At 74.4% G+C, this 25,438-nt stretch carries 24 protein-coding genes; 14 read left to right on the forward strand and 10 right to left on the reverse strand.

The genetic code is table 11. From position 1 onward, the window contains the following. Positions 1-157: 157 nt before the first annotated feature. Together B7C62_33955 and B7C62_33960 are read left to right on the forward strand one after the other, a co-directional pair. Complete coding sequence (locus tag B7C62_33955) at positions 158-1,786, forward strand: adenosine deaminase (GenBank protein ARF76736.1); 1,629 nt, start codon at positions 158-160, stop codon at positions 1,784-1,786. Positions 1,787-1,914: 128 nt separating this feature from the next. Beyond that, positions 1,915-2,349, forward strand: a complete 435-nt coding sequence (locus tag B7C62_33960; protein ID ARF76737.1) for a DUF4440 domain-containing protein — start codon at positions 1,915-1,917, stop codon at positions 2,347-2,349. Between the two features lie 30 nt (positions 2,350-2,379). Here the strand turns inward: B7C62_33960 and B7C62_33965 are convergent, their stop codons facing one another. The 3 genes from B7C62_33965 to fecE are packed head-to-tail and all read right to left on the reverse strand — an operon-like array spanning position 2,380 to position 6,358. Then, positions 2,380-4,536 carry an ABC transporter permease gene (locus tag B7C62_33965; protein ARF76738.1) on the reverse strand — a complete coding sequence of 719 codons (2,157 nt, stop codon included), beginning with the start codon at positions 4,534-4,536 and terminating at the stop codon, positions 2,380-2,382. A gap of 2 nt (positions 4,537-4,538) precedes the next feature. Continuing rightward, positions 4,539-5,513 (reverse strand): ABC transporter substrate-binding protein, encoded by a 975-nt coding sequence (locus B7C62_33970; protein ARF76739.1) that lies wholly within the window; start codon positions 5,511-5,513, stop codon positions 4,539-4,541. An 8-nt stretch (positions 5,514-5,521) separates the two neighbouring features. Continuing rightward, the gene (gene fecE, locus B7C62_33975) at positions 5,522-6,358 is read right to left on the reverse strand and encodes an iron-dicitrate transporter ATP-binding subunit (protein ARF76740.1); all 837 of its coding nucleotides are present in this window, start codon (positions 6,356-6,358) and stop codon (positions 5,522-5,524) included. 505 nt (positions 6,359-6,863) lie between these two features. Here fecE and B7C62_33980 point away from each other — a divergent pair. Continuing rightward, positions 6,864-7,307, forward strand: a complete 444-nt coding sequence (locus B7C62_33980) for a protease inhibitor protein (GenBank protein ARF76741.1) — start codon at positions 6,864-6,866, stop codon at positions 7,305-7,307. Here the strand turns inward: B7C62_33980 and B7C62_33985 are convergent. The 5 genes from B7C62_33985 to B7C62_34005 form a co-directional block, all read right to left on the reverse strand. Then, positions 7,295-8,932: an MFS transporter gene (locus tag B7C62_33985; GenBank protein ARF76742.1), complete on the reverse strand. Its 1,638-nt coding sequence runs from the start codon at positions 8,930-8,932 to the stop codon at positions 7,295-7,297. The two genes, B7C62_33980 and B7C62_33985, sit on opposite strands and share 13 nt — an antisense overlap. A 77-nt stretch (positions 8,933-9,009) precedes the next feature. Continuing rightward, positions 9,010-9,252, reverse strand: coding sequence for a 30S ribosomal protein S18 (locus B7C62_33990; protein ID ARF76743.1), 243 nt, complete (start codon positions 9,250-9,252; stop codon positions 9,010-9,012). 47 nt (positions 9,253-9,299) lie between these two features. Further along, complete coding sequence (locus B7C62_33995; GenBank protein ARF76744.1) at positions 9,300-10,457, reverse strand: cobalamin biosynthesis protein CobW; 1,158 nt, start codon at positions 10,455-10,457, stop codon at positions 9,300-9,302. After that, positions 10,454-10,708, reverse strand: coding sequence for a 50S ribosomal protein L31 (locus B7C62_34000; protein ARF76745.1), 255 nt, complete (start codon positions 10,706-10,708; stop codon positions 10,454-10,456). Before B7C62_34000 ends, B7C62_33995 begins: the two co-directional genes overlap by 4 nt. 59 nt (positions 10,709-10,767) lie before the next feature. Beyond that, a complete protein-coding gene (locus B7C62_34005) occupies positions 10,768-10,932 on the reverse strand; it encodes a 50S ribosomal protein L33 (GenBank protein ID ARF76746.1) in 165 nt (54 codons plus the stop codon). 79 nt (positions 10,933-11,011) lie between these two features. Between B7C62_34005 and B7C62_34010 the strand changes: the two genes are divergently transcribed. Next, the gene (locus B7C62_34010; GenBank protein ARF76747.1) at positions 11,012-11,248 is read left to right on the forward strand and encodes a 50S ribosomal protein L28; all 237 of its coding nucleotides are present in this window, start codon (positions 11,012-11,014) and stop codon (positions 11,246-11,248) included. Continuing rightward, complete coding sequence (locus B7C62_34015) at positions 11,248-11,553, forward strand: 30S ribosomal protein S14 (protein ARF76748.1); 306 nt, start codon at positions 11,248-11,250, stop codon at positions 11,551-11,553. Before B7C62_34010 ends, B7C62_34015 begins: the two co-directional genes overlap by 1 nt. 85 nt (positions 11,554-11,638) lie before the next feature. On the opposite strand, the gene B7C62_34020 is transcribed toward B7C62_34015, so the two are convergent. Beyond that, positions 11,639-11,809, reverse strand: a complete 171-nt coding sequence (locus B7C62_34020) for a 50S ribosomal protein L32 (protein ID ARF76749.1) — start codon at positions 11,807-11,809, stop codon at positions 11,639-11,641. A gap of 91 nt (positions 11,810-11,900) precedes the next feature. Next, entirely contained in the window at positions 11,901-13,166 is a 1,266-nt protein-coding gene (locus B7C62_34025; GenBank protein ID ARF76750.1) for a hypothetical protein, read from the reverse strand. Between the two features lie 173 nt (positions 13,167-13,339). Here B7C62_34025 and B7C62_34030 point away from each other — a divergent pair, with 173 nt between their 5' ends. From B7C62_34030 to B7C62_34070, 9 genes are all read left to right on the forward strand, one after another. Beyond that, positions 13,340-14,320, forward strand: coding sequence for an iron ABC transporter substrate-binding protein (locus tag B7C62_34030; GenBank protein ARF76751.1), 981 nt, complete (start codon positions 13,340-13,342; stop codon positions 14,318-14,320). Between the two features lie 311 nt (positions 14,321-14,631). Next, on the forward strand, positions 14,632-15,711 hold the full coding sequence (locus B7C62_34035) for an iron ABC transporter (GenBank protein ID ARF77505.1): 1,080 nt from the start codon (positions 14,632-14,634) through the stop codon (positions 15,709-15,711). Continuing rightward, positions 15,708-16,766 (forward strand): iron ABC transporter, encoded by a 1,059-nt coding sequence (locus B7C62_34040; protein ARF76752.1) that lies wholly within the window; start codon positions 15,708-15,710, stop codon positions 16,764-16,766. Before B7C62_34035 ends, B7C62_34040 begins: the two co-directional genes overlap by 4 nt. A 17-nt stretch (positions 16,767-16,783) precedes the next feature. Continuing rightward, on the forward strand, positions 16,784-17,692 hold the full coding sequence (locus tag B7C62_34045) for an iron ABC transporter ATP-binding protein (protein ARF76753.1): 909 nt from the start codon (positions 16,784-16,786) through the stop codon (positions 17,690-17,692). Between the two features lie 326 nt (positions 17,693-18,018). Next, positions 18,019-18,864 carry a hypothetical protein gene (locus B7C62_34050; protein ID ARF76754.1) on the forward strand — a complete coding sequence of 282 codons (846 nt, stop codon included), beginning with the start codon at positions 18,019-18,021 and terminating at the stop codon, positions 18,862-18,864. Between the two features lie 239 nt (positions 18,865-19,103). Then, positions 19,104-20,675: a peptidase S15 gene (locus B7C62_34055; protein ID ARF76755.1), complete on the forward strand. Its 1,572-nt coding sequence runs from the start codon at positions 19,104-19,106 to the stop codon at positions 20,673-20,675. Then, positions 20,666-22,039 carry a hypothetical protein gene (locus B7C62_34060; protein ID ARF76756.1) on the forward strand — a complete coding sequence of 458 codons (1,374 nt, stop codon included), beginning with the start codon at positions 20,666-20,668 and terminating at the stop codon, positions 22,037-22,039. Before B7C62_34055 ends, B7C62_34060 begins: the two co-directional genes overlap by 10 nt. 14 nt (positions 22,040-22,053) lie before the next feature. Beyond that, the gene (locus B7C62_34065; GenBank protein ID ARF76757.1) at positions 22,054-23,514 is read left to right on the forward strand and encodes a nitroreductase; all 1,461 of its coding nucleotides are present in this window, start codon (positions 22,054-22,056) and stop codon (positions 23,512-23,514) included. Next, positions 23,511-25,250 (forward strand): cytochrome bd biosynthesis ABC transporter ATP-binding protein, encoded by a 1,740-nt coding sequence (locus B7C62_34070; protein ID ARF76758.1) that lies wholly within the window; start codon positions 23,511-23,513, stop codon positions 25,248-25,250. Before B7C62_34065 ends, B7C62_34070 begins: the two co-directional genes overlap by 4 nt. Positions 25,251-25,438 lie beyond the last annotated feature (188 nt).

Consider the following 25,438-nt stretch of genomic DNA (forward strand, 5'->3'; position numbering starts at 1 on the left):
AGCCCGGTTCCGGAAGACCGCGGGCCGCCGAGCCGCACCGGCCGCCGCAGTCGTCGCTGTCGCCGCCACCGCCGTTCCCCACTCGATCGAGTGGATCTTGCTGTCCCGCCATGCGATTCGGGCGGGCAAGTGCCTTCGCCGACGCGATCATTCGGCGGTGATCTCATCGATTCGGACGGCACACCGTCCCAAGTCCCTGGTCCCGGCAGGGATCGGCGCACTCGCTTTACTCGCTCTCCTCCCCGCCCTCCCCGCGACCGCCGCACCCGCGCGGCAGGACCCGTCCGCCCGGGCGGCGGCGCAGGCGGCCCCGGCGTCGCACCGCGTCACCACACCGGCCGAGCGCCGGACCTCCGCCCGGCTCGACGCCCTGGCGGGCAACCCGCAACGGCTGGGGGCGTTCTTCGCCGCGCTGCCCAAGGGCGGTGACCTCCACAACCACCTGTCGGGCGCGGTCGCCACCGAGTACCTGATCCAGCTCGCGGGCGAGAACGGGCTGTGCATCGACGCGACGGACACCGCCGTGCGCCCGCCCTGCGGACCGGGTACGCGCCCTGCCGCCGACGCCCGTACGGACGCCGCGTTCCACCAGCGCATCGTCCGCGCCTGGTCGATGCAGGACTTCCCGGCCGACCAGTCCGGCCACGACCACTTCTTCGACACCTTCGGCAAGTTCGGGGAGGCGACCCGCGACCGCGGGAAGCTGCTCGCCAACGTCGCCAACAGCGTGGTGGAGCAGAACCAGTTCTATCTGGAGACCCTGGTCACCCCCGCGTCGGACAGCGCGCGGAAGCTCGCCGAGACGGTCGGTTACGACGCCGACCTCGCCGCCTTCCACCGGAAGCTGGTCGCCGGAGGGAAGCTCGACCGGGTCGTCGACGAGGCCGTCCGCGAGGCCGACGCCGCCGATGCCCAGTTCCGGGAGACCGCGCACTGCGACACCGGCCGCCCCGACCCGGGCTGCAGGCTCTCCGTACGGTGGATCTCCCAGGTCTCCCGGGGCAGTTCACCGGAGCGGGTCTTCACACAGATGGCCGTCGGCATGCGGCTCGCCGAGCGTGACCAGCGGTTCGTCGCGGTCAACCTCGTCCAGCCGGAGGACGGCGAGAGCGCCCTGCGCAACTACAGCCTCCAGATGCGGATGCTCCAGTACCTGCGCACCCAGTACCCGGACGCCCGGCTCACCCTGCACGCGGGGGAGTTGACGCCCGGACTGGTCAAGCCCGAGGACCTCACCTTCCACATCCGCGAGGCGGTGTTCGTCGCCGGGGCCGAACGCATCGGACACGGCGTCGACCTGGTCCACGAGGACGACTGGCGGCAGCTCGCCCGCACGATGGCCCGGCGCGGCATCGCCGTCGAGGTCCCGTTCAGCAGCAACAAGCAGATCCTGGGAGTGGCGGGCGACGACCACCCGTTCACCACCTACCGCGACTACGGCGTCCCGGTGGTCCTCGCCACCGACGACCCGGGCGTCTCGCGGATCGACATCAGCCACGAGTACCAGTACGCCCGCGCTACCTACGGGCTGAGCTACACCGAGCTGAAGGACCTGGCGCGCGCCTCGCTGGAGTACGCGTTCCTCGACGGCTCCAGCTTGTGGGCCACCGGCTCCGCCCGTACCGGCTACCGCCCGGTGCGCGCCTGCGCCGGAGCCCGGCCGGGCATCGCTCCGCCCGCCCCGGCCTGCGCCCGCCACCTGGCGGACAACCCGAAGGCGGCGGTCCAGTGGCGTCAGGAGGAGGCGTACGCGGCCTTCGAGCACCGGTACGGCGGATCGCGCTGACCCGGCGCCGCCGATGACCTCGGGGGCCGCAGTCCACTCCCGCGGCCCCCCGGGGCCCCGGGAACCGGACGGCCCCGGGGCCCCGGCCATGAACTGCGGCCCGCCCGGCGCCCGGTTACGCTCGGAAAATGGGAGACAGCGGAGACCGGGCCGGGCCGCCCCCGGAAGGCCCCGACAGCACGGCGGACACCGCGCTGCTCGCCGCCGCCGTGGACGCGTGGGCCGCCGCGATCGTCGCGAACGACGCCGAGCGGATCGCCGCCTTCATGGCCGACGAGTGGGTGATCGTCTCCGAGTCCGGCATCACGGACCGCGACACCTTCCTGGCTTTCGTCACCTCCGGCGAACTGACCCACTCGGCGATGCGGGCCGTCACCCCGCCGAGGATTCGCGTCCACGGGGACACGGCCGTCGTCACCGCACGGATCACGAACACCGCCCACTACGGCGGCCGCCGCTTCGACGCCGACGAATGGACCACGGACGTCTTCGTACGGCGGGACGGCCACTGGCGGTGCGTGCTGAGCCACATCACGCCCGCCGCCCCTCCCGAAGGTTCATGAACCCCCGACAAAGCCCCCTGAGCCTCCCCTTCACCCCTCGCTCCGGGACCGCCAGAGCAGCCAGATGAAGTACGGGGCGCCGATCACCGCCGTCAGCAGCCCCACCGGGATCTGCGCCGGGGCGATGACCGTCCGGCCGACCGTGTCGGAGACGACCACCAGCAGCGCACCGAGCAGCGCGCTCACCGGAAGCACCCGCACATGCCGCCGCCCCACCAGGGCGCGCGCCGCGTGCGGTGCGACGAGGCCGACGAAACCGATCACGCCGACCGCCGCGACGGCGCCCGCCGTCAGGACGACGGCGATGCTCAGCAGACCGAGCCGGGTGGCCCCGATCCGGACGCCGAGCAGGGCGGGCGTCTCGTTGTCCAGCCCGATCAGATCCAGATCCCGGCGCAGCACGGCCAGTACCGGCAGGGCGAGGGCGAGCGCCACCAGGACCGGGATCAGCTCCGGGAACGTACGTCCGTAGGTCGAGCCGCCGAGCCAGGCCAGCGCCTTCGTCGCGTTGTACGGGTCGGTCAGCACGATCAGCAGGCTCACGAACGCGCCCGCGCCCGCGTGGACCCCGATACCGATCAGCACCAGGCGGTTCTGCTCCATCCCCCGGTGTGCGGCGAGACCGAAGACCAGCGCGGCGGCCGCCGCCGCACCGGCCAGCGCGGAGCCGCCGATCAGCCAGAAGCTCGCCAGCGGTACGACGGTGAGGACGGTGACCGCCCCGACCCCCGCCCCGCTGACGACCCCGAGGACCCCCGGCTCCGCCAGCGGGTTGCGGGACACCGCCTGGACGACGGCACCCGCCACGGCGAGCGCCGCACCGGCCAGCAGGGCGGCGGCGACCCGGGGGACGCGGGTGTCGAGAACGTACGTCGTGAACTGCCCGGACCGCCCGGCGAGCCAGTTCACCACATCGCCCAGGAGCAGCGTGGCATCGCCCAGCAGCGTCGCCGCCACCACCGCACCGAGCAGCCCCACGGCCGCGACCACCACGGTCAGGACGAACGCGCGGCGACCGCGCAGCCGGGCGAACGCCGTGGAGCCGCTGTCCGTGCCCATGTCCCGCGACCGGTACGCCAGGAAGACCAGGACCAGCGCGCCGAAGCAGGTCGTCACGATTCCCGTCGGCACCTCGGCCCCCGCCTGCGCGCCGAACACCGCCCGCAGCGCCACATCCGCGCCGAGCACCACGATCACGCCCGCCAGCGCCGACGCCGGGATGAACGCGCGGTGGCGGACCAGCGCCGGGACCCAGGCGCTCAGCAGCCGGACGGCGGCCGGTGCGCACAGGCCGACGAAGCCGACCGGCCCCGCCACCGTCACGGCCACTGCCGCCAGCAGCACGGCGAGGACCACCGCGAGGGAGCGCGTCAGCCGGGGGCTCACCCCCACGACCGCCGCACCGTCGTCCCCGAGGGCGAGGATGTCCAGCCTCCGGCCCATCAGCATCAGCCCGAGGAACGCCACGAGCGCGACGGGGGCGAGCCGGTCGATGGACTGCATGCCGATCTGGGCGAGCGAACCGTTGCCCCAGGCGAACAGCCCCGTCGTCTGCTGGGAGCGCAGGAGCAGCAGCATCCCGCTGAGCCCGGTCAGCGCCAGGGTGAGCGCGGAGCCCGCCAGCACCAGCCGGATCGGACCGGACCCCGCCCGCGAGAGACCGAGGACGACACCCGCCGCCAGCAGTCCGCCGAGGAACGCCGTACCGCCCGCCGGGAGCGCGGGCAGCGTGATCCCGAACGCGGCCACGGCGACGACCGCGAGGTACGCGCCCGCGTTCACCGCGAGCGTGTCGGGCGAGGCCAGCATGTTGCGCGAGACCGACTGGAGGGCGGCGCCCGCCGCGCCGAGCGCGCAGCCGACGAGGAGCCCGGCCGCGAGCCGGGGCAGCCGGGAGTCCAGCACCACGGCCGCCGTCTGCTCGTCGGCACTCCGGTCGGACGCGGCGCCCGTGAGCAGCTGCCAGAGCGTGTGCAGGTCGACGGCTGCGGTGCCCTGGCCCACATGGACGACCGCGAGGGCGCCGAGGGCCAGGAGCGCGGCGAGCGCGAGGAGGAAGGTCCGGCCCCGGCGGGCCGGACGGCCGGGCGCGGCCGGGGACGGCGCCCCGGCCGGACCGGCCGCGCCCGCCGCCGTCTGCACGGGGGCGGGCGCGGCGGGCGGGGCGGATGGGGTGCGGGTGCTCATCGTCAGGCGGTCAGCGCGCCGACGAGCGCCTCGATGTAGTCGCGCATGGCCGCCGTGCCGCCGAACATCCAGATGCCGTCGGGCAGCCGGTGGACCTGGTCGTTCTTCACGAACGGCAGCGACTTCCACACCGCGTTGTCCTTGAGCCCGTCCTTGAACGGGTCGCCGCCGTCGGCGTCGTTGGCGATGTACGCGAACCGCGCGTCACCGATCTTCGTCAGCCCCTCGACATCGGTGGCCGCGAGCCCGTACGCCTTGTCGCCCTCCAGCTTCCACGGGCTGACCAGGCCGAGTTCGGTGTTCACGTCGGTGATCAGCGAGCCCTTGACGTACGGGCGCACCGAGACCTGGTTGCCCTCCTGCCAGCCGTCGGCGAAGGCGACTTCCTTGCCCCCGAGACCGGCCGCCGCGAGCTTCTTCTTCCCGTCCTCGACCGCCTTGCGGAAGGAGGCGATCTCGGTCTTCGCCTTCTCCTCGGTGCCGGTGGCCTCGGCGATGAGGTTGACGTTGTCGACCATCTGGTCGATCTGCCGGCTCGCGTCGGCCGAGCGCACCACGACGACCGGCGCGGCCTTGGAGAGCTGTGCGATGGCGGAGTCCGAGAGGTCGGTGGTCGCCACGATCAGGTCGGGCTTGAGACCGGCCACGGTGGCGACGCTGGGCTCGCCCCGGGTGCCTATGTCCTTCACGCCCTTGGTGAGCGGCGCGGAGGTGTCGTACGCCGTGTAGCCCTTGACGTCGGCCACGCCGACCGGCTGCACACCCAGCGTGACGAGCGTCTCGACGACGTTCCACTCGGTGCCGACGACCCGCTTGGCCGGGCCGTCGAGCGTGACCTTCTTGCCCCGGGAGTCGGTGACCGTGACGGCGGTCTCCTTGGCGGCCTCGTCCTTCGGGGCCTCGGTGGTGCCGCAGCCGGAGAGTGCGAGCGCGGCCGTGGCGGCGAGGGCGGGCCAGGCCAGGTGCTGGTTCTTCATGAGGGGGTTCAGGGCCTTTCGGTACGGAGGTGGTGGCGGCCGACCGCGCGGGTGCGCGGGATGCCGGTGGAGGGGTCCGGTTCGACGTCGATCCGGATGCCGTAGGTCCGGGTCAGCCGCTCGGAGTCGTAGACCTCGGCGGGGGTGCCGGAGGCGGCGATCCGCCCCGAGGAGAGGAGAACGACCCGGTCCGCGACGGCGGCGGCCTGGTCCAGGTCGTGCAGGACGACCCCGACGGTCACGCCGTGGGTGTCGGCGAGATCGCGTACGAGATCGAGGACCTCCACCTGGTAGCGGAGGTCGAGGTAGGTCGTGGGTTCGTCGAGCAGCAGGACATCGGTGTCCTGCGCGAGGCAGCAGGCGAACCAGACGCGCTGCAACTGGCCTCCGGAGAGGCTCTCGACGCCGCGCTCGGCGAAGTCGGTGAGGTGGGTGACGGCGAGCGCGTGGTCGATCCTCCGGGCGCCGTCGGGGTCGCCCCCGCGCAGCCGCCCCCGGTAGGGGTGGCGGCCGAACCCCACGACGTCCCGCACGCTGAGCCCGGCCGGGGCGGTGCGGCTCTGGGCGAGCAGGGTGACGCGGCGGGCGAAGTCGTTGCGGGACAGGGCGAGGGCGTCGACCGGCTCGGTGCCGTCCGGGGCGGAGACCGTCACCGTGCCGGTGCGGGCCCTGTGCAGCCGGGCGACGGCGCGCAGCAGGGTGGACTTCCCGCTGCCGTTCGGCCCGATCAGGGCGGTGACCCGACCGCGCTCCAGCCGGAGGTCGGCCCCGTGGACGACATCGGCCCGGTCGTACGCGACGGTCAGGCCGCGGGCGTCGAGGCCGATGCGGCCGGTGGGGCCCATGGGGCCCTCGTGGCTGTCGGTGCCCGCGGCCGGTGCGGGCGCGGTGTCCCGGAGCGGCGGGCTGTCTTCTCGGTCGTGGGCAGGAGCGATCACGACGGTGAGGTTAGCCTAACCTTAATTCTTGCTGTCATCCGGTATACGGAAGTCCCGGTTCCGGGCGCTGGGAGTGGCGATCGCCGCCCCGCCGCTGGCCCCTCTCCGAACCTCTCGCGCCGCTCGCATGGGCACCGATCCGCCCGAATGACGTTGTTTTCCAGTCGAAGCGGCCTCCGGAGGTTTCCGACCGCTTCGGAATCACCGCAGGTCAGGCGGTCGTTTTCCATTGAACCGCCGATGGCTGTCCATATGCTGGACGAGTCGCGAGGGGCGTGTGAGCTGCCCGAACGACCATCCGGTCGGTTCGAACGAACGTCTGCGGCTGGAAGCGGACTGTCGATGTGCGCCTACTTTCCGCATGCGTAAGACTCCTGACCGCAATCAGCACCCGACCGAGGAGTTTTCACTCATGCGACACAACCGTCACGCAATCTTCGCAACCATCGCCGCGAGCGCCCTGGCCTTCGGCGGTCTCACCGCCACCTCCGCCCACGCGGCCCCGGCCAAGGCGGAGAGCCTGTACGCGCCCTCCGCGCTCGTCCTCACCCTGGCCCAGGGCGAGGACCCGCTCACGGCGACGGTCCAGCGGGCGGTCACCCTCACATGCGCCCCGAGCGCCGGGGGCACCCATCCCGACCCCGGGGCCGCGTGCGCGGAACTGGACGCGGTCGGCGGCCAGTTCACCCAGCTCGCCCGGACCTCGCCCGACCGGATGTGTACCCGGCAGTGGAACCCCGTGGTGATCACCGCCCACGGCGTCTGGCACGGCAAGCGCGTCACGTTCTCGAACACCTACGGCAACGCCTGCGAGCTGGCGGGCAGCATGAACGACAGCGCGGTCTACTCCTTCTGAGCCTGTTCGGCGCCCTCGGCGGAATCCTGCGTCACCCGGGTCCCCGGGTGACGCAGGGCGAACAGGAAGGCGATGGCCAGGGCGATGGCCATCCCGTAGAACACCCACTGATTGGCCTGGGCGAAGTCCATCCGGATCGCCTGCATCGAGTCCTTCACCGCGTCGGCCACCGGACCGGTCCCGGAAGGACCCCGGGTGTCCGCCTGGCCGGTCACCGCCTGCGCGACCGACTGAGCGGCATCGCCCGCCGCACCCTCCGGAACGCCCCGGTCCCGCAGCGTGGTCTCCACGTTGGTGACCGTCCGGTGCGTCAGCACCGTGCCGAACACGGCGAGTCCGATGGAGGCCGCGAAATTGCGTACGGTCTGGGTGATCCCGGTGACCTCCCCGTACGAAGCGCCGATCGCCCGGTTCACGGCGTCGGTGGAGGCCGGTGCCAGCAGGAAGCCGATGCCCGCGCCCGCCATCGCCGCGTACAGCCACTGGTCGTGCATGGAGAGCGTCGTCAGCTTCCCGGCCCACAGGGCGAATCCGGCCGCACCGAGCGCCGTACCGATCTTCAGCGCCGGACGGGCGCCGCGCTTGTCCAGGATGCGCCCGCCCCACTGGGAGGCGATGCCGAACCCGATGAAGAAGTAGAGGAGGTAGAGCGCCGCCTGGTTCGGCGAGGCGCTCAGCGAGACCTGCGCGTACACCGAGGCGAAGAAGAACACCGGCACGAACGCCATCATCGAGAAGAACAGCACCGCCGTGTCGATCTGGAACGCCCGGTCCCGGAACACCCGGAGCTTGATCAGGGGGACCCGGGCGCGCAGCTCGAACCAGCAGAAGTACGCCAGCACCAGCAGGCCCACCACGATGCACGCCCAGGTGGCGACGGAGCTCCAGCCCCAGGTGGACGCCTGCTGGAGGCCCAGCACCGTCAGCCCCATCCCGACCGCCACCAGTACCGCCCCCGGCAGATCCAGGGGTTCGCGCTTCGACCGGTCCGGGATGCGCGCCAGCAGCGTCAGCACGATCGCGATGACGGCGATGGGCACGTTGACCCAGAAGATCGCGCGCCACGTCCACGCGGTGAGCCAGCCGCCGAGCAGCGGACCCACGGCGGTGAGGGCCCCGGAGAGCCCGAAGAACAGCGCCAGCGCCCGCCCGCGCCGCTCCACCGGGAACACCGCGATGACCACGGCCAGCGCGGCCGGGAACATCAGGGCCGCGCCGATGCCCTGCACGGCACGGAAACCGATCAGCCACGCCTGCGCGAAGTCCCCGGCCGGCACGGCACCGCACATCGCGGAGGCGATGACGAACACGAGGGTGCCGATCAGCATCACCCGGCGGTGCCCGTAGATGTCGGACAACCGCCCGCCCAGCGCGAAGAACGCGGCCAGGGTGAGCAGATAGGCGTTGACGACCCACTGCATCTGCGTGGAGGTGAGGCCCAGCTCGTGAATGATCTCCGGAGCGGCGATCGCCACGATCGTCTGGTCGATGAACGTCATCGACACGGCGAACAGCATGGCCGCGAGAGCGAGGCTCTGGTTCGGGGAACCGCCCCGGCGCCCGCTCGCCGCCGGACGTGACGGCACCGGCTCCGGGCCGTCCCCCTCGGAGGTGTCTCTGCCCATGGGTTCATGGTGCTCGGCCTCTCGCGGTGCTGCATCCCGAGCGGCCCCGCCCCCGCCGCAGCGCCCGGAGAACGGGGCTACTTACCCGAACCGGAGTACGGCAGCAGCGCCATCTCGCGGGCGTTCTTGATGGCCGCGGCGAGCTGCCGCTGCTGCTGGGCGCTCACCCGGCTCACCCGGCGGCTGCGGATCTTGCCCCGGTCGGAGATGAATTTCCGCAGCAGATCGGTGTCCTTGTAGTCGATGTACGTGATCCCCGCCGCGTCCAGCGGGTTGGGGCGGGCCTTGAGCGGCTTACGGGGGTCCTGCTTGCGTGCCATCGTGCTTCCTTGTACGGGTAGTCGGGGGTACGGGGGTGCTTCCCGGTTCAGACCGGGTCGAGGAGCGCGTCGAAGGCGGCGGGCAGGCTCTTCCACGCCTCCCGGCCCGCCCGGTACTCCTCGTCGGTGAGCAGGCACGACTCCAGCAGCCCGGTCAGCCCGTCGCGGTCGAGGCCGGGGGAGACGAAGACCAGGTGCTGGCAGCAGTCGCCGTGCTCGGGGTGCCAGTCCAGCGCGGCGGCGGCCCGCCGGTAGGGCGGCACCATGGCCCAGGCCGCGTCCGGGAGGGAGGCGAGCCAGGGGCCGGTGTTCTCCACGCAGAGGGCGCCGCCCGCCGCGTCCCAGGAGAGCAGGGTGTCGGGCCGGTCCGCGAGCCAGAACCGGCCCCGGCTGCGGGCGGCGGCACAGCTCAGGTCCTCCAGCGCGTGGTAGAGGCGCTCGGGGTGGAACGGGCGGTGGCGCCGCCAGACTAGCGTGGAGACCCCGGCCTCGTCCGCCTCCTGGGGCAGCAGCGCACAGGCGGGATGCTGGCCCGCCGCGGCCGCCTCCACATCGAAACCGGCGACCGCGATACGCGCCAACTCCACTGAATCGGAAGCAACTTGATAGGCTGTCGGGTTCATCTGCCCGATCAGCGCGCGGTCCTCGTCGTCGGCCGCCGGGCTGTCGGCCAGGGCCAGGATGGGGGCGTACTCCACCTGCCGGGCCCAGGTGTCGCCGATGGTCCGCTGATCGGCCGGGGCCGCCGCGAGACCGGCCTCCGCCAGGTCGTCGCCGTTGGTGAGACAGGGCAGGACCAGCGTGGGATCGATCGCGCTGATCACATTGGTCACCTCGAAGCTGTCGGCCCCGTGCACCGCGATGACCTCGGCCATCGACTTCGGCTCGACGGAGTCCCAGAGCTCCAGGACCGCGAGCCGGGTCGGCCCGCCGTCCGCCAGCCGCCGCAGCTCGGGCACCAGGTCCTCCCGCAGCGCACAGCACGCGCAGTCGTTGACCAGGGGAGTCTCGCCCGCGGACAGCTCCCCGGTGGCGTCCCGCAGGGTGCGGCGTACGGTCCCGTCGGTCGCCGTGGACAGGTCGTGGTGGAGCGCGACGCTGTGCGGAACCTGGGAGAGCAGCGCCTCCACCACCTCGTGCCGCACCTCCGCGTGCAGCCCGCAGACGATGACGACGGGCAGTTTCCGCCGCTGTTCCTCCGTCACCGGGCCTCACCGCGCCCGTAACGGCGCTCGAAGCGCTCGACGCGGCCCGCGGTGTCCAGGACGCGTGCGGTGCCGGTGTAGAAGGGGTGGCTCGCGGAGGAGATCTCCACGTCCACGACCGGATAGGTGTGGCCGTCCTCCCACTCGACGGTCTTCTCGCTGGTCAGGGTGGAGCGGGTGAGGAAGGCGAAGTCGGCGGCCTTGTCGCGGAAGACGACGGGGCCGTAGGCGGGGTGGATTCCGGGCTTCATGAGCGGGTCCTAGCGGGTTGGGGATTGCCGTGGTGAGGGCGGGGCGAGGGGCCGGGGCCTCAGCGCTCCTCGCGGAAGTCGACATGCCGACGGGCGACCGGGTCGTACTTGCGCAGCACCATGCGGTCGGGATCGTTACGGCGGTTCTTGCGGGTGACATAGGTGTAGCCGGTCCCCGCGGTGGAGCGGAGCTTGATGACCGGGCGTACGTCGTTGCGAGCCATGGGCGCTACTATATGGCAATGGTTTCCATTTTCAATAATGGATGCATCGAGCGCATCGCATGAGAGGCAGGTAACGTCCATGTCCGCCCACTGCCAACTGACCGGCTCACGGCCGGGATTCGGCAACGCCATCTCCCACTCGCACCGCCGTACGTCACGCCGGTTCGACCCGAACGTCCAGCGCAAGCGGTACTGGCTCCCCGGTGAGGGCCGCCATGTGCGGCTGACCCTCAGCGCCCGGGCGATCAAGACGATCGACGTGATCGGCATCGAGGCCGCCGTCGCGCGCATCCGCGCCCGGGGAGGGAAGGTCTGATGGCGAAGAAGAGCAAGATCGCGCAGAACGAGAAGCGCAAGGCGACCGTCGAGCGGTACGCCGCCCGCCGGGCCGAACTGAAGGAGATCCTCCGCCGCCCCGGCACCCCGGAGGCCGAACGTGCCGCCGCTGTGGCGGAGTTGCGGCGCCAGCCGCGCGATGCCAGCGCCACGCGGGTGCGCAACCGGGACAGTGTGGACGGCAGGCCCCGGGGGTACCTGCGCACCTTCGGCCTCTCCCGGGTCCGGATGCGCGAGCAGGCGCACGCGGGGTTCCTGCCCGGAGTGACCAAGTCCTCCTGGTGACGCGGGCCTGAGTGCGTGAAGGGCGGGTGGTGGCGCGGCGATCGAGCCGCGCCACCACCCGCCCCTTGTTTCTCGGTGAGCGGGTTCAGCTCTCCGGTCGCAGCAGGCCGCGCTCGTACGCCTTTACCAGCCGCTGCGGCACCTGGTGGACGGTGCCCTCGATCGTCACCGCGACGAGCTGCGGCGTCGTGGCCTTCCACTGGGCGCGGCGGTGGCGGGTGTTGCTGCGGGACATCTTCCGCTTCGGGACTGCCATGGGTCTCTCCTGGAGGTGGGGGCCGGTCGGTGGCGCCGACCGTATATGAAAATGGGAGTCGTTTCCAAGTTGTGATACGGGGAGTGGCCGGTCACCTCCCCACCGGGTCCCCGTGCGCCCCGTCGTCCGGGGTGATGAGCGCCAGATGGCCGCCGTCGTCGAGCGGGGTGGGGAGGGTGAGGGTGGTGACCGGTGCCGCCCGGTCGGCGTTGAAGAGGTGGACCTCGCCGTGGCCGCCCCGGCTGACCGCGACCAGGCCGGCGCCGGGGGAGGCGGCGACCGCCCGCCGCTGCACGCCGTCCCAGGGTGTGCCGCCGCGCCGGGGTGCACCGGCCATCGCGGGCAGCGGGAGGCGGGCGGCGATGTGCGGCCGGGCGCCGGGGGCGGTGGGCGCGGCGAGCAGGATCAGCTCGTCGCCGTCCGGGTGGACGCGGGTGTACGCGATGTGGCGGGCGGTCACCGCGAGCCGGAACACCAGCCCGGGGCCCAGCTCCAGCCTCCCCGTGGCGCCCGTGTCGAGCCGGTGCCACCAGGCGTCGTTGGTCCACTCCGGCCACCGCCCCGGCGCGGACGGCCCGCCGCGTACGCAGGACCAGAGGGTGCGCCGTACGGGGTCGAGCCGCAGGTAGTAGCCCCGGCCTCCCGCCCGTCCGTCGGCGGCCCAGGGGAGGGGGGCCTCCGGCGCGACCCCCTCGCCGTCGTGCCGGACGCGGTGCACGCCCGAGCCCGCGGCGGCGAACACCCGCCCGGTGACCGGGTCGTAGGCATCCCCGTGCCCGTCCGCGTCCGGCAGTCCGACGCGCTGGACGGGCTCCAGCGGCGGGCACGAAGGGGGTGCGGCCATCAGGTCCTCGTGCCGGTGGACCAGGAGTTCGCCGGGCTCCCGGTGGCGCAGCACCACGAGCGGCGACGGCCCGCCGGTGACCGTGACGCCCGGCTCGCCGACGCGCCCCCGTACGCGTACGGCGACGGCCCCGTCCGGTGCTTCGAGGTCGACGGCGGTCAGGAGTCCGGTCCAGGGCTCCTCGTTGCGGCCGAGCCCGGTGGTCACCGCGAGGCGCCGCCCGCCCGGTGCGGCCGCCAGGTGTTCGGCGGGCACGGCGACCGGTATCCGCCGCCGGACCAGGGGGCGGCCCGCGTCGGGACCGTACGGATCGAGGAGCAGCAGCTCGCCCGCCCGGTCGTCCACGCAGGCCACCAGGCCGTCCGGGAGCGCGAGGAACCCCGCGTGCTCGGCGAGGTGCCGGTGGTCGAGCGCCGCCACCTCGCCACCGTCCGGGAGGTCCAACAGGCTGATGCGTCCGGCGACTTGGTCGGCGACCAGCAGGCGGGGCGGCGGCTGGGAAGGGTGGGGCACGGCGTTCTCCTGGGGCTGGTCGGTGGGGCCGGGCTGCGCGGTGGGCGACCCCGGCCACTTTATTGGAAATGATAATCATGTGTAAGGTTCCGGTCTGTGGTGGGGACGGCTCCCGGGGCCCCGCCGTCACACCTGCTTCCCCCCGGGAGCGCACAGAACGTGAGGGACAGCCGATGCCACGCACCGCACTGAGAGTCCGCCGCTGGGCCGCGATCGCCGTACTGGGAGGGCTGCTGGCCGGCTGCGGCACCGGCTCCTCCGACACCGGGTCCGAGGCGGTCGAACCGGCGGCCGGACCCCGTACGAGCACCGAGGTGCGGCCCATCGAGGCCGCCACCCGGATCACCGACGCCAAGGGCGTCACGGTCTCCCTGAAGAAGCCCCCGCAGAAGATCGTCTGCCTGGTCGCCCTCTGCGACGACATCCTCGTCGAGCTGGGCCTGACCCCCACCGCCACCAACTCCGCGGTGCTCGCGCACCCCGAGTTCCTGGGCAAGGAGAAGGCGGCGAAGGTCCCCGTCGTGCCCGGGGGCTTCCTCAGCCCCGAGGTCGAGGCGATCCTCTCCCACCGCCCCGACCTGGTGATCGGCCTGGCGGACACCCACGGCAAGCTCGCCCCCGCGCTGAAGGGCGCCACCACCTTCTGGCCCGTACAGCCCGGTTCCTGGCAGGACAGTGTCGGCTACCTGCGGGATCTGGCCGCGCTCACCGGGCGCACGGAGGAGGGCGAGAAGGCCGAGAAGACGTTCCGCGCCCGGCTGGCCGAGGCGGAGGGGGCCAGGAGCGACAAGACATCGCTCATCATCTTCGGCAGCGACGAGAACTTCGGCGTGGCCACCCCGGAGACCGATGTGGCGGCCGGACTCTTCCCGAAGATCTCCCACTACCCCTGGAAGAGCAGGGGCATCGACGGCTCGTACAGCCTGGAGGAGATCCTCGCCCGGGACGTCGACGTCCTGTTCGTGGAGACGCTTTCCTTCGGCGCACCGGACGGCAAGCTCTCCGACAAGCTCGCCAAGAACCCGCTCTGGTCGCGGATTCCGGCGGTGAAGAACGGCAAGGTCATCGAGGTCGACTCCGAGGTCTGGGCCAAGGGCCGCGGCACCCGCTCCCTGGGCCTCGTCCTCGACGAGGCGACGGCCGCGCTGCGGTGACCGGCCGCACGGTGAAAGGCGGCGGGGACGACGGCCGTGTGGTGGACAGCGGCGCGGTCGGTGATCGTACGGTGGACGGCGGCGCGGCGACCGGCCGTACGGCCAACGACCTGATAGGCAACGGCCTTGCGGTCAGCAGCCTTGTGGCGAAAGGCGGCCAGGCCGACGGCCTTACGGTGGATGGCGACGCGGTTGACGGTACGGCGGAGGGCTGCGCGGTTGACAGCCGTACGGCGAAGAGCGGCTCGCTCAACGGTCGTACGGCGGAGGGCGGCGTGCTCAACCGCCGTGCCGTGCCACGGCGGTTGCCCGTGGTGCCGGTCTGTCTGACGGTGGCGGCGGTGGTGAGCGCGGTGTGCGCCCTCAGCCTCGGTACGCCGTACGTCCCGCCCGCCCGGCTCCTCGCCACCCTGGGGTCCGACGGCCTCGCCGGGCTCGTCGTCACCGAACTGCGGCTTCCCCGCATGGTGTTGGCGCTGGTCGCCGGTGCCTGCCTGGGCGCCGCCGGACTGGTGCTCCAGGAGGCGCTGCGCAATCCGCTCGCCGTTCCGGAGATGCTCGGCGTCTCCTCCGGGGCCGCGCTGGGCGTGGCGGCACCGCTGGTGCTCGCCCTCTCCGTACCGCTCGGGCTCCAGCCCTTCCTGGCCCTGGCCGGGGCCGCGTTCGGCGGGCTGCTCACCCTCGTCGCCGCCGGGTTCGGGCGCAGCCCGTCGTCCGTGCTGCTGACCGGAGCCGCCGTCGCCGCCGCGCTCCAGGCCGGACTGCTGGTGCTCATGGTGATGGCCGACCAGCTCGACCTCCAGCTCATCTACCGCTATCTGCTGGGCAGTCTCTCCGCCCGGACCTGGGACGACGTCACCGGGCTGCTGCCCTGGCTGGCCGTCGCCGTACCGGCGCTCGTGCTCTGTGTACCGGTGCTCGGCGTGCTGCGGCTCGGTGACGACGACGCCCGCGCGCTCGGCGTACGCGTCGAACGCGCGCGGGTCGCCGCGCTGGGCATCGCGGTCGTGCTGATCGCCCCCGTGGTGGCGGTCTGCGGCCCGGTGGCCTGGGTCGGCTTCCTCGCGCCCCACCTCGCCCGGCGGCTGAAGCCGGACGGCGGGGCGGCGGGCTGGCTCGTCCGGTCCGCGCTGTGCGGGGCGGTCGTGGTGCTCTGCGCGGACCAGCCCGCACGGCTGGCGCTCGCACCGGTCGAGACGCCCGTCGGCGCGTGGACGGCCCTGGTCGGGGTGCCGGTCGGGGTGGTGCTGCTGAAGCGGGGGCGGCGGCTCGCGGCGGGCCGGGGGCCGGTCCGGGGCGACCTGCCGGTCCAGGGCGGTCCGGACGGCCGGGGTGCCGGGGGCCGTGCAGCGGACGCGTCCGTGCCCCTCCTGCGGAAGGCGGAGCGATGAGCGTCCTGGAGACCGCGCCCGGACCGGCCCGGCGGGCGTGGCACAGCTCCCCGGCCGTCCGGCTGGGTGCCCTGGGGGTGCTCGTGTGTGCCGTCGCCTGCGCGGACCTGTTCGCCGGGCGGGGGGTCACGGGCGACGGCGTACGGGCCGTCCTCCTCGGCGGCGGCGATCCCATGGCCGAACACATCGTCCTCCAACTCCGGCTGCCCCGGCTGCTGGTGGCACTGGTCGCCGGGGCGAGCCTGGGCGTCGCCGGGCTCGTACTCCAGTCGGCCCTGCGCAATCCGCTGGCCGGGCCCGAGGTCACCGGGGTCACCCCCGGCGCGGTCCTCGGTGCGGTCGCCGCCACCGGCCTCGGCCTGGCCGGCTGGGACTCCCCGGCAGCGGTCGTCGTGGCGGCCTGCCTCGGCGGGTTCGCGGGCGCCGGTCTGCTGTGGCTGCTCGCGGGGCGGGAGAAGGGCGACCCGGAGCAGACCGCCGTCTACGGAGTGCTGGTCTCGGCGGTCCTCGCCGGTCTCACCGCCGTCGTCCTCCTGGTGGCCCCGGGCGAACTCGGCAGCGTCGTCCAGTGGTTGATCGGCTCCACCGAGGGGCGGGTCTGGCAGCACTGGCACCTGCTGTGGCCATGGGCGGCGGTGTGGGGAGCCGCCGCCTGGCTGCTGGCCGCGCCGCTGACCCTGCTGCGCTGCGGTGACGAACAGGCGTCCGCCGCCGGTCTGGACCCGGGACGGGGCCGCGCCGCCGCGCTCGTGTGCGCGGTGGCCCTGACGGCTGGTGCGGTCTCGGCCGTGGGTGCCCTGGGGTTCGTCGGCCTGCTGGTGCCGCATCTGGCGCTGGCCGTCTTCGGCGCCGACCTGCGCATCACCCTGCCCGGCGCCGCGCTGCTGGGCGCCGCGGTGGTCTGCGGGGCGGACGCGGCGGCCCAACTGCTCTCCCGGCTGCTGGCCACGGCGCTCGACGCCGACCGGCTGACCCTGCCGGTCGGGGCGCTCACCACCTTCGTCGGGGCGGGGCTGCTGCTCGTCGTGGCGCGGCGAAGGGCGGACGAACGATGACAGAGAGGGGGCCGGACATGGCCGCACGTACGGGAGACACCACGACGGACGGGAGGAGCGGTACGGCGGCTCCACCGGACGGGAGCGCCCGGACCGCAGGAGCACCCGCCGCGGTCCGGGCGGAACGGCTCGGCTTCGGCTATCCGGGGCGCGAGGTGCTGCGCGGCATCGACCTGAGCATCGGCGCGGGCGAACTCGTCGCCCTCATCGGACTGAACGGCTGCGGCAAGAGCACCTTCCTCAAGCTCGCCGCCGGACTGCTCGCGCCGAGCGGGGGCCGGGTGCTGCTCGACGGGGACGACGCGGCCCGCCTGCCCAGACGCGCCGCCGCCCGCCGCGTCGCGCTGCTCCACCAGTCGGCGCCCGCCGTACCGGCCCTGACCGTACGGCAGTTGGTGCGGCAGGGCCGGTACGCCACCCGGGGCCCGCTCGGGATGCTGCGGGACGGCGACGACGAGGTGGTGGCCCGGGCGCTCGCGGACGTCGGCGTCACCGGCTGGGCGGACCGCCCGGTGGACGCGCTGTCGGGCGGTGAGCGCCAACGGGTGCGCCTCGCGATGGCGTTGGCGCAGGACGCCCCGCTCCTCTTCCTGGACGAGCCCACCACCTATCTCGATCTGCGGCACCAGCTGGAGGTGCTCCAGACCGTCGTACGGCTGCGCGCCGAGCGGCGGCTCACGGTGGTGATGGTGCTCCACGACCTCAACCACGCGGCGCGGTTCGCCGACCGGATCGTCGCGCTGCGCGAGGGCCGCATCGCCGCCGACGGGCCTCCCGGGGAGGTGGTCACCGAGCGGCTGCTCGCCGAAGTCCTCGGCGTACGGGGGCGGGTGGGGGCCGACGCCGAGGGCGGCTGGCCCGTCTGTTACCCAGATCACCCTCTCGACCCGCTCCAGCTCTTGCGGAATGAAAATCATATTCATTAGTGTCTGTAGTGCGGCACCGAACGGCGCCGCACCCACCCATCCGATCCGAATGGAGGCTTCAACTCATGGAGCACAACAAGGTGTTCAGCCCGATCGCCGACCAGGGCCAGCTCGCCCACCTCTCCGCCACCCACTCGAACGCCCTCGTCGAGAACCCCTTCGACGACGCCGTCGAGGCCGACACCGCGGACGAGAAGTAAGCGGCACCTGCCGCTGAGGCAGGCTCCCGCTCCTCGCGCGGCGGGCCCGTCCGGGTGAACCCCCGGGCGGGCCCGTCCCGTTCGCACCGCACGACCCCTCCCGTACCGAGCCCCTCGGAGGCCCCTGTGAACCGCAGCCGACTCGCCCCCGGCGCCGGGATCGTCACCGTCCCCGGTGACCGGCCCGTACTCCGCACCTCCGAAGGGGAGTTCCTGCGGATCGACACCGGCCGCGCCGACCCCGGGGAACTGGTGGACCGGCTGACAGCGGGGGAGGGGGAGCGGCCGCACTCCGATGAACTCGACCGTCTGATAGCGGCGTTCGAGGAGGCCGGACACGCGGTGACCGGTCCCCGCCGCCCGCCGCTCACCGGGCGGGCGGTCCACCTCCTGGGCGACCCCGTGCTCACCGGACCGCTGTCCCGGTCCGCCGCGGCGGAAGGAGCCGAGGTCCACCCCGCCACCGCCGATGACGTGGCCCGGCTCGCGGGGAAGCGGAACACCGCCGTGGTCTGGTGCCTCGACTCGCCCGTCCCCGAAGGGCTGTGGACCGCCGCCGACCGGTTGCCCGCACGGCACACCGCCTGGCTGCGCTGCCACCGCGAAGGCGCCCACACCTGGATCGAACCCCTCGCCTCGGCCCCGGGCGACATCACCTCCGCCCACGTACGCCTCCGCAGACTCGCGGCGACCGCCGCCCACCGCGAACTCGCCGCCTACTGGGCCGGCCACCGCACCCCCGACACCGGCCCGCACCCCACCGAGGCATCCGCCGCCCTGATCGCCGCGCTGCTCACCGCCGACCTGATCGCCTGGGCGAACGGCGAACCGCCCCGGGGCGCCACCGCCCTCCCCGCCCGCCGCCGACTGCGCCGGGTCGACCTGCGCGACCTGACCGTCACCGAACACCCCGTCCTCCCCGTACCGGAGGTCGCCCCGCTGCCCCTCCCCGTAACCCGGGCGAAGGCATGAACGCCGCTCCGCGCGAGGACGAGCGCGTCACCGCCGCTTCCCGCGAGGGTGAGCGCGTTACGGCTGCTCCTCGTGACGGTGAGCGCGTCACCACCGTTCCCCTTGACGGCAAGCGCGTGACCACCGCCGAGCGTACGCCCGACGGCACGAGCACCGCCCGGCGAGCAGATGGGCGCGGTGCGACCGGTGCCCCGGACGCATCCGCGCACCCCGCACCCACCCACCACACGGCCCGAGGCATGAACACCGCCCTCCGGGCCGGTACGCCAGCGAGCCCCGCCACCGTGCGCATCCCCGCCCCCGACGGCACCCCGCTCGCCACCGACCTCTGCCTCCCGGACACGCCGGGCCCCCATCCCGCCGTGGTGATCCGGACCCCCTACGGCCGCACCGCCCACCGCGCCGAGCTGCGCGGCTGGGCGGCCCACGGGTTCGCCGCCCTGGCCCAGGACGTACGCGGACGGCACGGCTCACCCGGCCTCTGGCACCCCTACCTGGACCACGAGGAGGGCGATGGCGCCGCGACCGTCGCCTGGGTGCGCGCGCAGGCGTGGAGCGTCGGCCGGGTCGTCGCCGTCGGCTCCTCCTACGCTGCCCACTGCGCCCTCGTCACCGCGCTCGGCGCCCCCGGCGACGGTCGGCCGGACGCCGTCATCGCCGCCGTCCCCGCCCTCGGCCTCGCCGAGACCGCACGGGAACCGGCAGGGCCCGAACGGCTGTGGGCCCGGGCCGGCTGGTGGGCCGCGCACGGCGACCGCCCCGACTCCGCGCCGGACGCGCTGGACCGTGCCCTCGCCGACGACCCCGGACTCCTGGAGCACCTCCCGGTCACCCGGCTGGCCGACCGCCTGGGCCGTGAACTGCCCTCCTGGCCCGGCCTCTGGGACGACTGCCGACGCGGCCGGACCGTTCTGCGGGGCTCCGCCGCCCGCCTGCCGCTCCTCGCCGTCGGCGGCACCCGCGACCCCTTCGCCGAGGACACCGTGGCGCTCTGGCGCGGCTGGGGCGGCCCCGCCCGTCTGCTGCTCGGCCCGTGGGGCCACCGCCTCACCGCCGACCGGCCGCTGCTCCCGCCCGATCGTGTCAACCTGGGTGCGCTGTACGTACGGTGGGCCCGCGCCGCCCTCGCCGGACGCCTGGAGCCCGAGCGGCGCGGGGTCATCACCCTGGGTGGCAGCGGCCGTTGGCACCGCGTCCAGGCGGACGGCACCCGCCGGGCGGAGGGCGCTTCGGCCCGGACCGCCACCTGGGCCTTCGACGCCCCCAACGGTCTGCGGCTGCTGCACGGCGGGGAGTTCACCGCCGACCCGGCCCGTCCGGTCCGCTCCGACGACCTGACCGTCCCGGCCCCGGCCGACGGCACCCCCGCCGACCGCTGCCTCCTCCTCTCCCCGCCCCTGCCCCGCCCGCTCGACCTGGCCGGACCCGCCACCGCCCGGTTCCACGCCACCGCCGACACTCCCGCCGCCGACTGGGCCGTCCGCCTCACCGCGCTCGACCCGGCCGGCCGCGCGGAGCCCCTCGCGTTCGGCATCGTCCGGCGTTCCGGCCCGCCGGGGGAGGCCGCGGAGATCACCGTGCCGCTCGGCACCCTGGGCCGCCGCCTGCCCGCCGGAACCCGGCTGCGCACGGAGATCGCCGGACACCACTTCCCCGCCCACGCCCGCAACCCGCACACCGGGGAGAACCCGGTGACCGCCACCCGCCTCGCCCCGTCCCGCCGCGCCGTCACGGCCCGCGGCGGCGCCCTGCACCTGACCGCCGTCGCCCGGCGTCGCTACGTCGAGCCCGTACCGGAGATATGCCGTTGACCAGCCCCCTGCCCATCGAAGCCCTGGTCGACCCCGTCTGCGGGGTGATCCGAGGAGTCGCCCCCGTCGAGCACCCCGCCGGGGCGCCGCCCCGCTACACCGCGATGACCGCCGAGGTCGCCGACGCCCGCCGCCTCGGCGCCTGGCCCGCCGACCGGGTCTCGCTCGGCACCACCTTCGGCGACCCCGCGGGCGCCTGGATCGCCGCCGTCGCCGAGGCCGTGGAGCGCTACTGCGGCAACCGCGTCCCCCCGCCGGGCCACCCGGGCGCACCCCGGCACGCCACGGCCGCCGAACTGGAGGCCGAGGGACTGCGGTTGTACGGGCCCGGGGCGCTGCCCTCGTACGCCTCCTGGCAGCACGAGCGCCCCCGCTTCCCGTACACCGGACTCGCTCCCGACACCCCGGCCCTGTGGACACCGGGCACCGAGAACGGGGAGCCCTGCTGGGCTCCCGTATCCCTCACCCACCTCAACTGGCGCCAGGGCGAACTGCGTTCGCTGCCGCGCACCCACCACCTCAACTACGCGGGCATAGCCACCGGCCAGGGCTTCGACGACGCCGTGGAGCGGGGGCTGCTCGAAGTCGTGGAGCGCGACGCCCTGGAGCTCTGGTGGCACCTGGACGGCCCCACCCGGGGCATCGACCCGGCGAGCGTTCCCGGCCTCACCGAGGACCTGGCCGGAGCCGAACTCGACGTCCACATCGTGGAGATGCCCTCCGAGTTCGCCCCCTGCATGGCCGCCCTGGTCCACGACTCCCGGCGCGGCATCCATGCCGCCGGGTTCGCCTGCCGCTACGACCCGGCGGAGGCGGCCCGCAAGGCGGTCCTGGAGGCCGTGCACACCTGGGTGTTCACCCAGGGCGCGGTGGACGCCGACGGCTGGGTCCACCGCTCCGTCGAGGCCGGTCTCTTCGCCCGGGGCCTCTACCTGGACCACCGGGCCGACCGGCGCTATCTCGACGACTGCGGACCGCAGTTCGCGGCCGTGCGGGACCTCGGCGCCCATGTGCAGGTCTGGCTCGACGACCGGATGGCACCGCTGGCCCGCCGCTTCACCGAACCGGCCGCCGGTGTCGTCCCCGTCACCGAGGCCGCCCCCGGCAGCCGGTCCGCCCTCGACGCGGCGCTCGCCGCCGGGGGCCACCGCGTGATCACCGTGGACCTGACGACCGAGGACATCGCCGAGACCTCCCTGCGCGTCGCCCGCGTCCTGGTCTCCGGCCTCATCCCCAACGCCCCCGCCGCCTTCGCCTACTTCGGCTGCCCGCGCTTCGCCGAAGCCGCGCTCGAACGGGGCTGGCGCACCCAACCCCCCACCGGACCGGCGGACTTCACCCTCGCACCGCCGCCGCACATGTGAAGGAGCGCGCCCGTATGACCCAGGCTCCTCCGTCGGCTTCCGGCCTCCCGGCCCGCGCTCTCGCCGCTGCCCGATCACCCCGCGTGCCGCGCACGGTTCCGTATGTGCCGGAGCGCGCCTTCCCCTGGGGCGGCCCGGGGCTGCCCCTGGAAGGGGCCGGGGGAGCGGTGGACCTGGACCGTGCCCTGCGGCTCTCCCTCGCCGCGCCCCGGAAGGCGGGCGACCGGCTGCGGCCCGTCCCCTCCGCCGGTGCCCTCCACCCCGTACGGGCGCACCTTCTCCTCGGCCCCGGCTGTCCGTTGCCGCCCGGGCGGTACGCGTACGACCCCCGCGCCCACCGCGCCCACCGCCGTGGACCGGCGCCCGCCGACGCGCCCCCGGGTGCCGTGGTCGTCCTCACGGTGACCGCCACCCGTACGGTCGCGCACTACGGACACCGCGCCTGGCCGCTGCTCCTCCTGGACGCGGGCCATGCCGCAGCCGCCCTCGCGCTCGCCGCCGCCCCGGGTGAAGTGAGGGTCTGCCTCGACGCGGACGGCGCCGGGCTCGCGGCCGCGGCGGGACTGCCCCGAGCCGCCGAGTGGCGGCACGAGTGGCCGGGTGCCGAGCCCGAACTCCCGCTCGCCGCAGCCTGGTTGGTGCCCGAAGGGACACCCGTCACTCCCTGTCGCCCGCTGGCCGCCTGGGCCGCCCAACCGCCCGGAGCCGCCCCGGTTCCGCGACCGGGCGCCGAGACCGCCCCGCCCCGCGAACCCGCCCCCGTACGCCGTCTGCGTGAACCCGCCTCCGTACGAAACCTGCGCGAACTCGCCTCCGTACGCCATCTGTTGGACCACCTGGCGGCGGCACCCGGCCGGGCCGATGGCACCTGGTACCCGGCCCGCCGTCCCGTTCCCCTGACGGACGACGACCTCCGTACGCGAAGGAGCGCGCCCCCCTCCGACCTGACCCACCCGCCCGCCCCGGACCTGCTCGCCCGGGTCCTGGCCACCGCCGGGGAAGCCCGGCCGGACGGTCCCGCCTGGGCCGCGGCGGTCGGCGGCGACACCCCGGGGCTCCTCACGGCGGCCGGTACCCTCGCCTCCGGCGACGCGCGCCCCACCCTCGCCCGCTGGGCGGCGGGCCAGCGGTGGATCGCCACGGCCGGTGCGGTACTGGTCGCCCACGGCTGCCCCGCCGACGCCCCACCGGCCGTGATCCGCGGCAGCCACCTCGCCGCCGGTTACGCGGCCGGTGCCGCCCAGGCCCACGCCACCGCGCTCGGGCTCCGCTCGCGCCCCATCGGCTCCTGGCAGCAGGCCGACCTCGGCGCCGCGCTCGGCGAGACCCCCGGACACGACTGGATCGTCCACGGCCTGGCCCTCGCCGGACCACCCACGCCGACCTCACGCACCACAGCTGCCCCCACCCCCTCCGCACGACCGGACCACCGCCAGGCCCCACCGGCCCCGCCGGGCAAGGAAGAACGCCCATGATGCTCCACCCCGAACTCCTGCGCGCCGCCCGGACCGCCCGCCGCCCCCTCGGCCTGGCCACCGCGCTGCTCGCCCTGGTCACCCTCACCCATCTCGCCCAGGCCGTCCTGCTCGCGGTCGTCCTCTCCCGGATCGCCCACGGCGACACAGCCGACCTCGCACCGCTCCTCCTCTCCGTGCTCGCCGTCGTCCTCGTCCGCGCCGCGCTCGGCCGCGCCCAGCGCCTGACCGCCGTCAGCGCCGGGGCCGCCGTCCGCATCCGGCTCCGCGACACCCTGCTGAGCCGCCTCGGCGAACTCGGGCCCACCGCTGTCACCGGCGCGCGGGCCGGAGCCGTACGCGCCACGCTCGTCGACGGCGTCGAAGGGGTGGACGCGTACGTCTCCCGCTACCTCCCCCAGGCCCTCATCACCTGCGCCGCCCCGCCCCTGCTGCTCGTCGCCGTCGCGCTCGTCGAGCCGTACGCGGCCCTTGTCCTGGGCCTCGCCCTGCTGCTCGCGATCTTCGGACCGCGCTGGTGGGACCGGCTGCTCGACCGGCGCGGCAAGGAGCACTGGGACTCCTACGAAGCCCTCGCCGCCGACTACCTGGAAGCTCTCCAGGGCATGGCCACCCTGCGCGCCGCCGGGGCGGTGGGCCGCGTACGGGAACGGCTGGAGAGGCGTTCGGCGGCGCTCCACCGCGCGACCGTCGCCAAGCTCCGGGTCTCCCTGGTCGACACCGGCCTCACCGACCTCGCCGTCCAGGGCGGCACCGTGGCCGCCGTCCTGGTGGCGTGCTCCTCGGCGGCCACCGGACGCACCGCCACCACCGGGACGTACCTCCTGCTCCTGCTCGCCTCCGAGTGCTTCCGCCCCGTCCGCGATCTCTCCCGCGAATGGCACGCGGGCTATCTCGGGGTCTCGGCCGCCGACGGCATCGCCGCCCTGCGCACCGCCGAACCCGCCGTCGCCGACCGGGGGAGTGCGCTCGCCCACTGGGACACCGCCCCCGAAGTCCGCTTCGAGGACGTGCACTTCACCCACCCCGGGGCGGATCGCCCGGCCCTGGACGGCGTCACCTTCACCGCACCCGCCGGGCGCACCACCGCGATCGTCGGCCCCTCCGGCGCCGGGAAGTCGACCCTGCTGAGCCTCCTGCTGCGCGGGCGCGACCCCGACACCGGCCGCGTCACGATCGCGGGGACCGAGACCGCCGCGTACACGCTCGCCTCGCTGCGCCGGGGCATCGCCGTCGTCTCGCAGGAGACGTACCTCTTCCACGCCACGATCGCCGAGAACCTGCGCATCGCCCGCCCCGCCGCCACCGACGCCCACCTGCGCGCCGCCGCCCGGGCGGCGGGCATCGACCAGGAGATCACCGCGTTCCCGCAGGGGTACGCCACCCTCGTCGGCGAACGCGGCGCCACGCTCTCCGGCGGCCAGCGCCAACGGCTCGCCCTCGCCCGCGCCCTCCTCGCCGACGCCCCCGTCCTGATCCTGGACGAGGCCACGAGCGCGGTGGACGAGCGCGGCGAGGCACGGATCGTACGGGAGCTGACGGCGGCGAGCCGGGGACGCACCTGCCTCGTCGTCGCCCACCGGCTCGACGCCGTACGCCACGCCGACCACATCGTCGTCCTCGACGGCGGCCGGGTCGAGGCGTCCGGCGACCACAGCGGACTGCTCGCGGGCGGCGGCGTCTACGCCGCGCTCGTCGCGGCAGGCCGCACCGCCCATGAGGAGCCCGCCGCATGACACCGCCCGAGCCCACCGGGGCCCGTACGACCCCGTCCGACCTCGACCCCGGCGGGGACGGCAGGACACCGCCCGGCCTCGGCCTCGCCGGGGACGGTACGACCCCGCCCGACCCCGGCCCCGTCCGGGACCGTACGGCTTCGGCGGAGGCCGAGCCCGCCCCCGACCGCCACCGCCCGGCCCTGCCG

It is taken from the genome of Kitasatospora albolonga (genome assembly GCA_002082585.1).
GTDB lineage: Bacteria > Actinomycetota > Actinomycetes > Streptomycetales > Streptomycetaceae > Streptomyces > Streptomyces stephensoniae.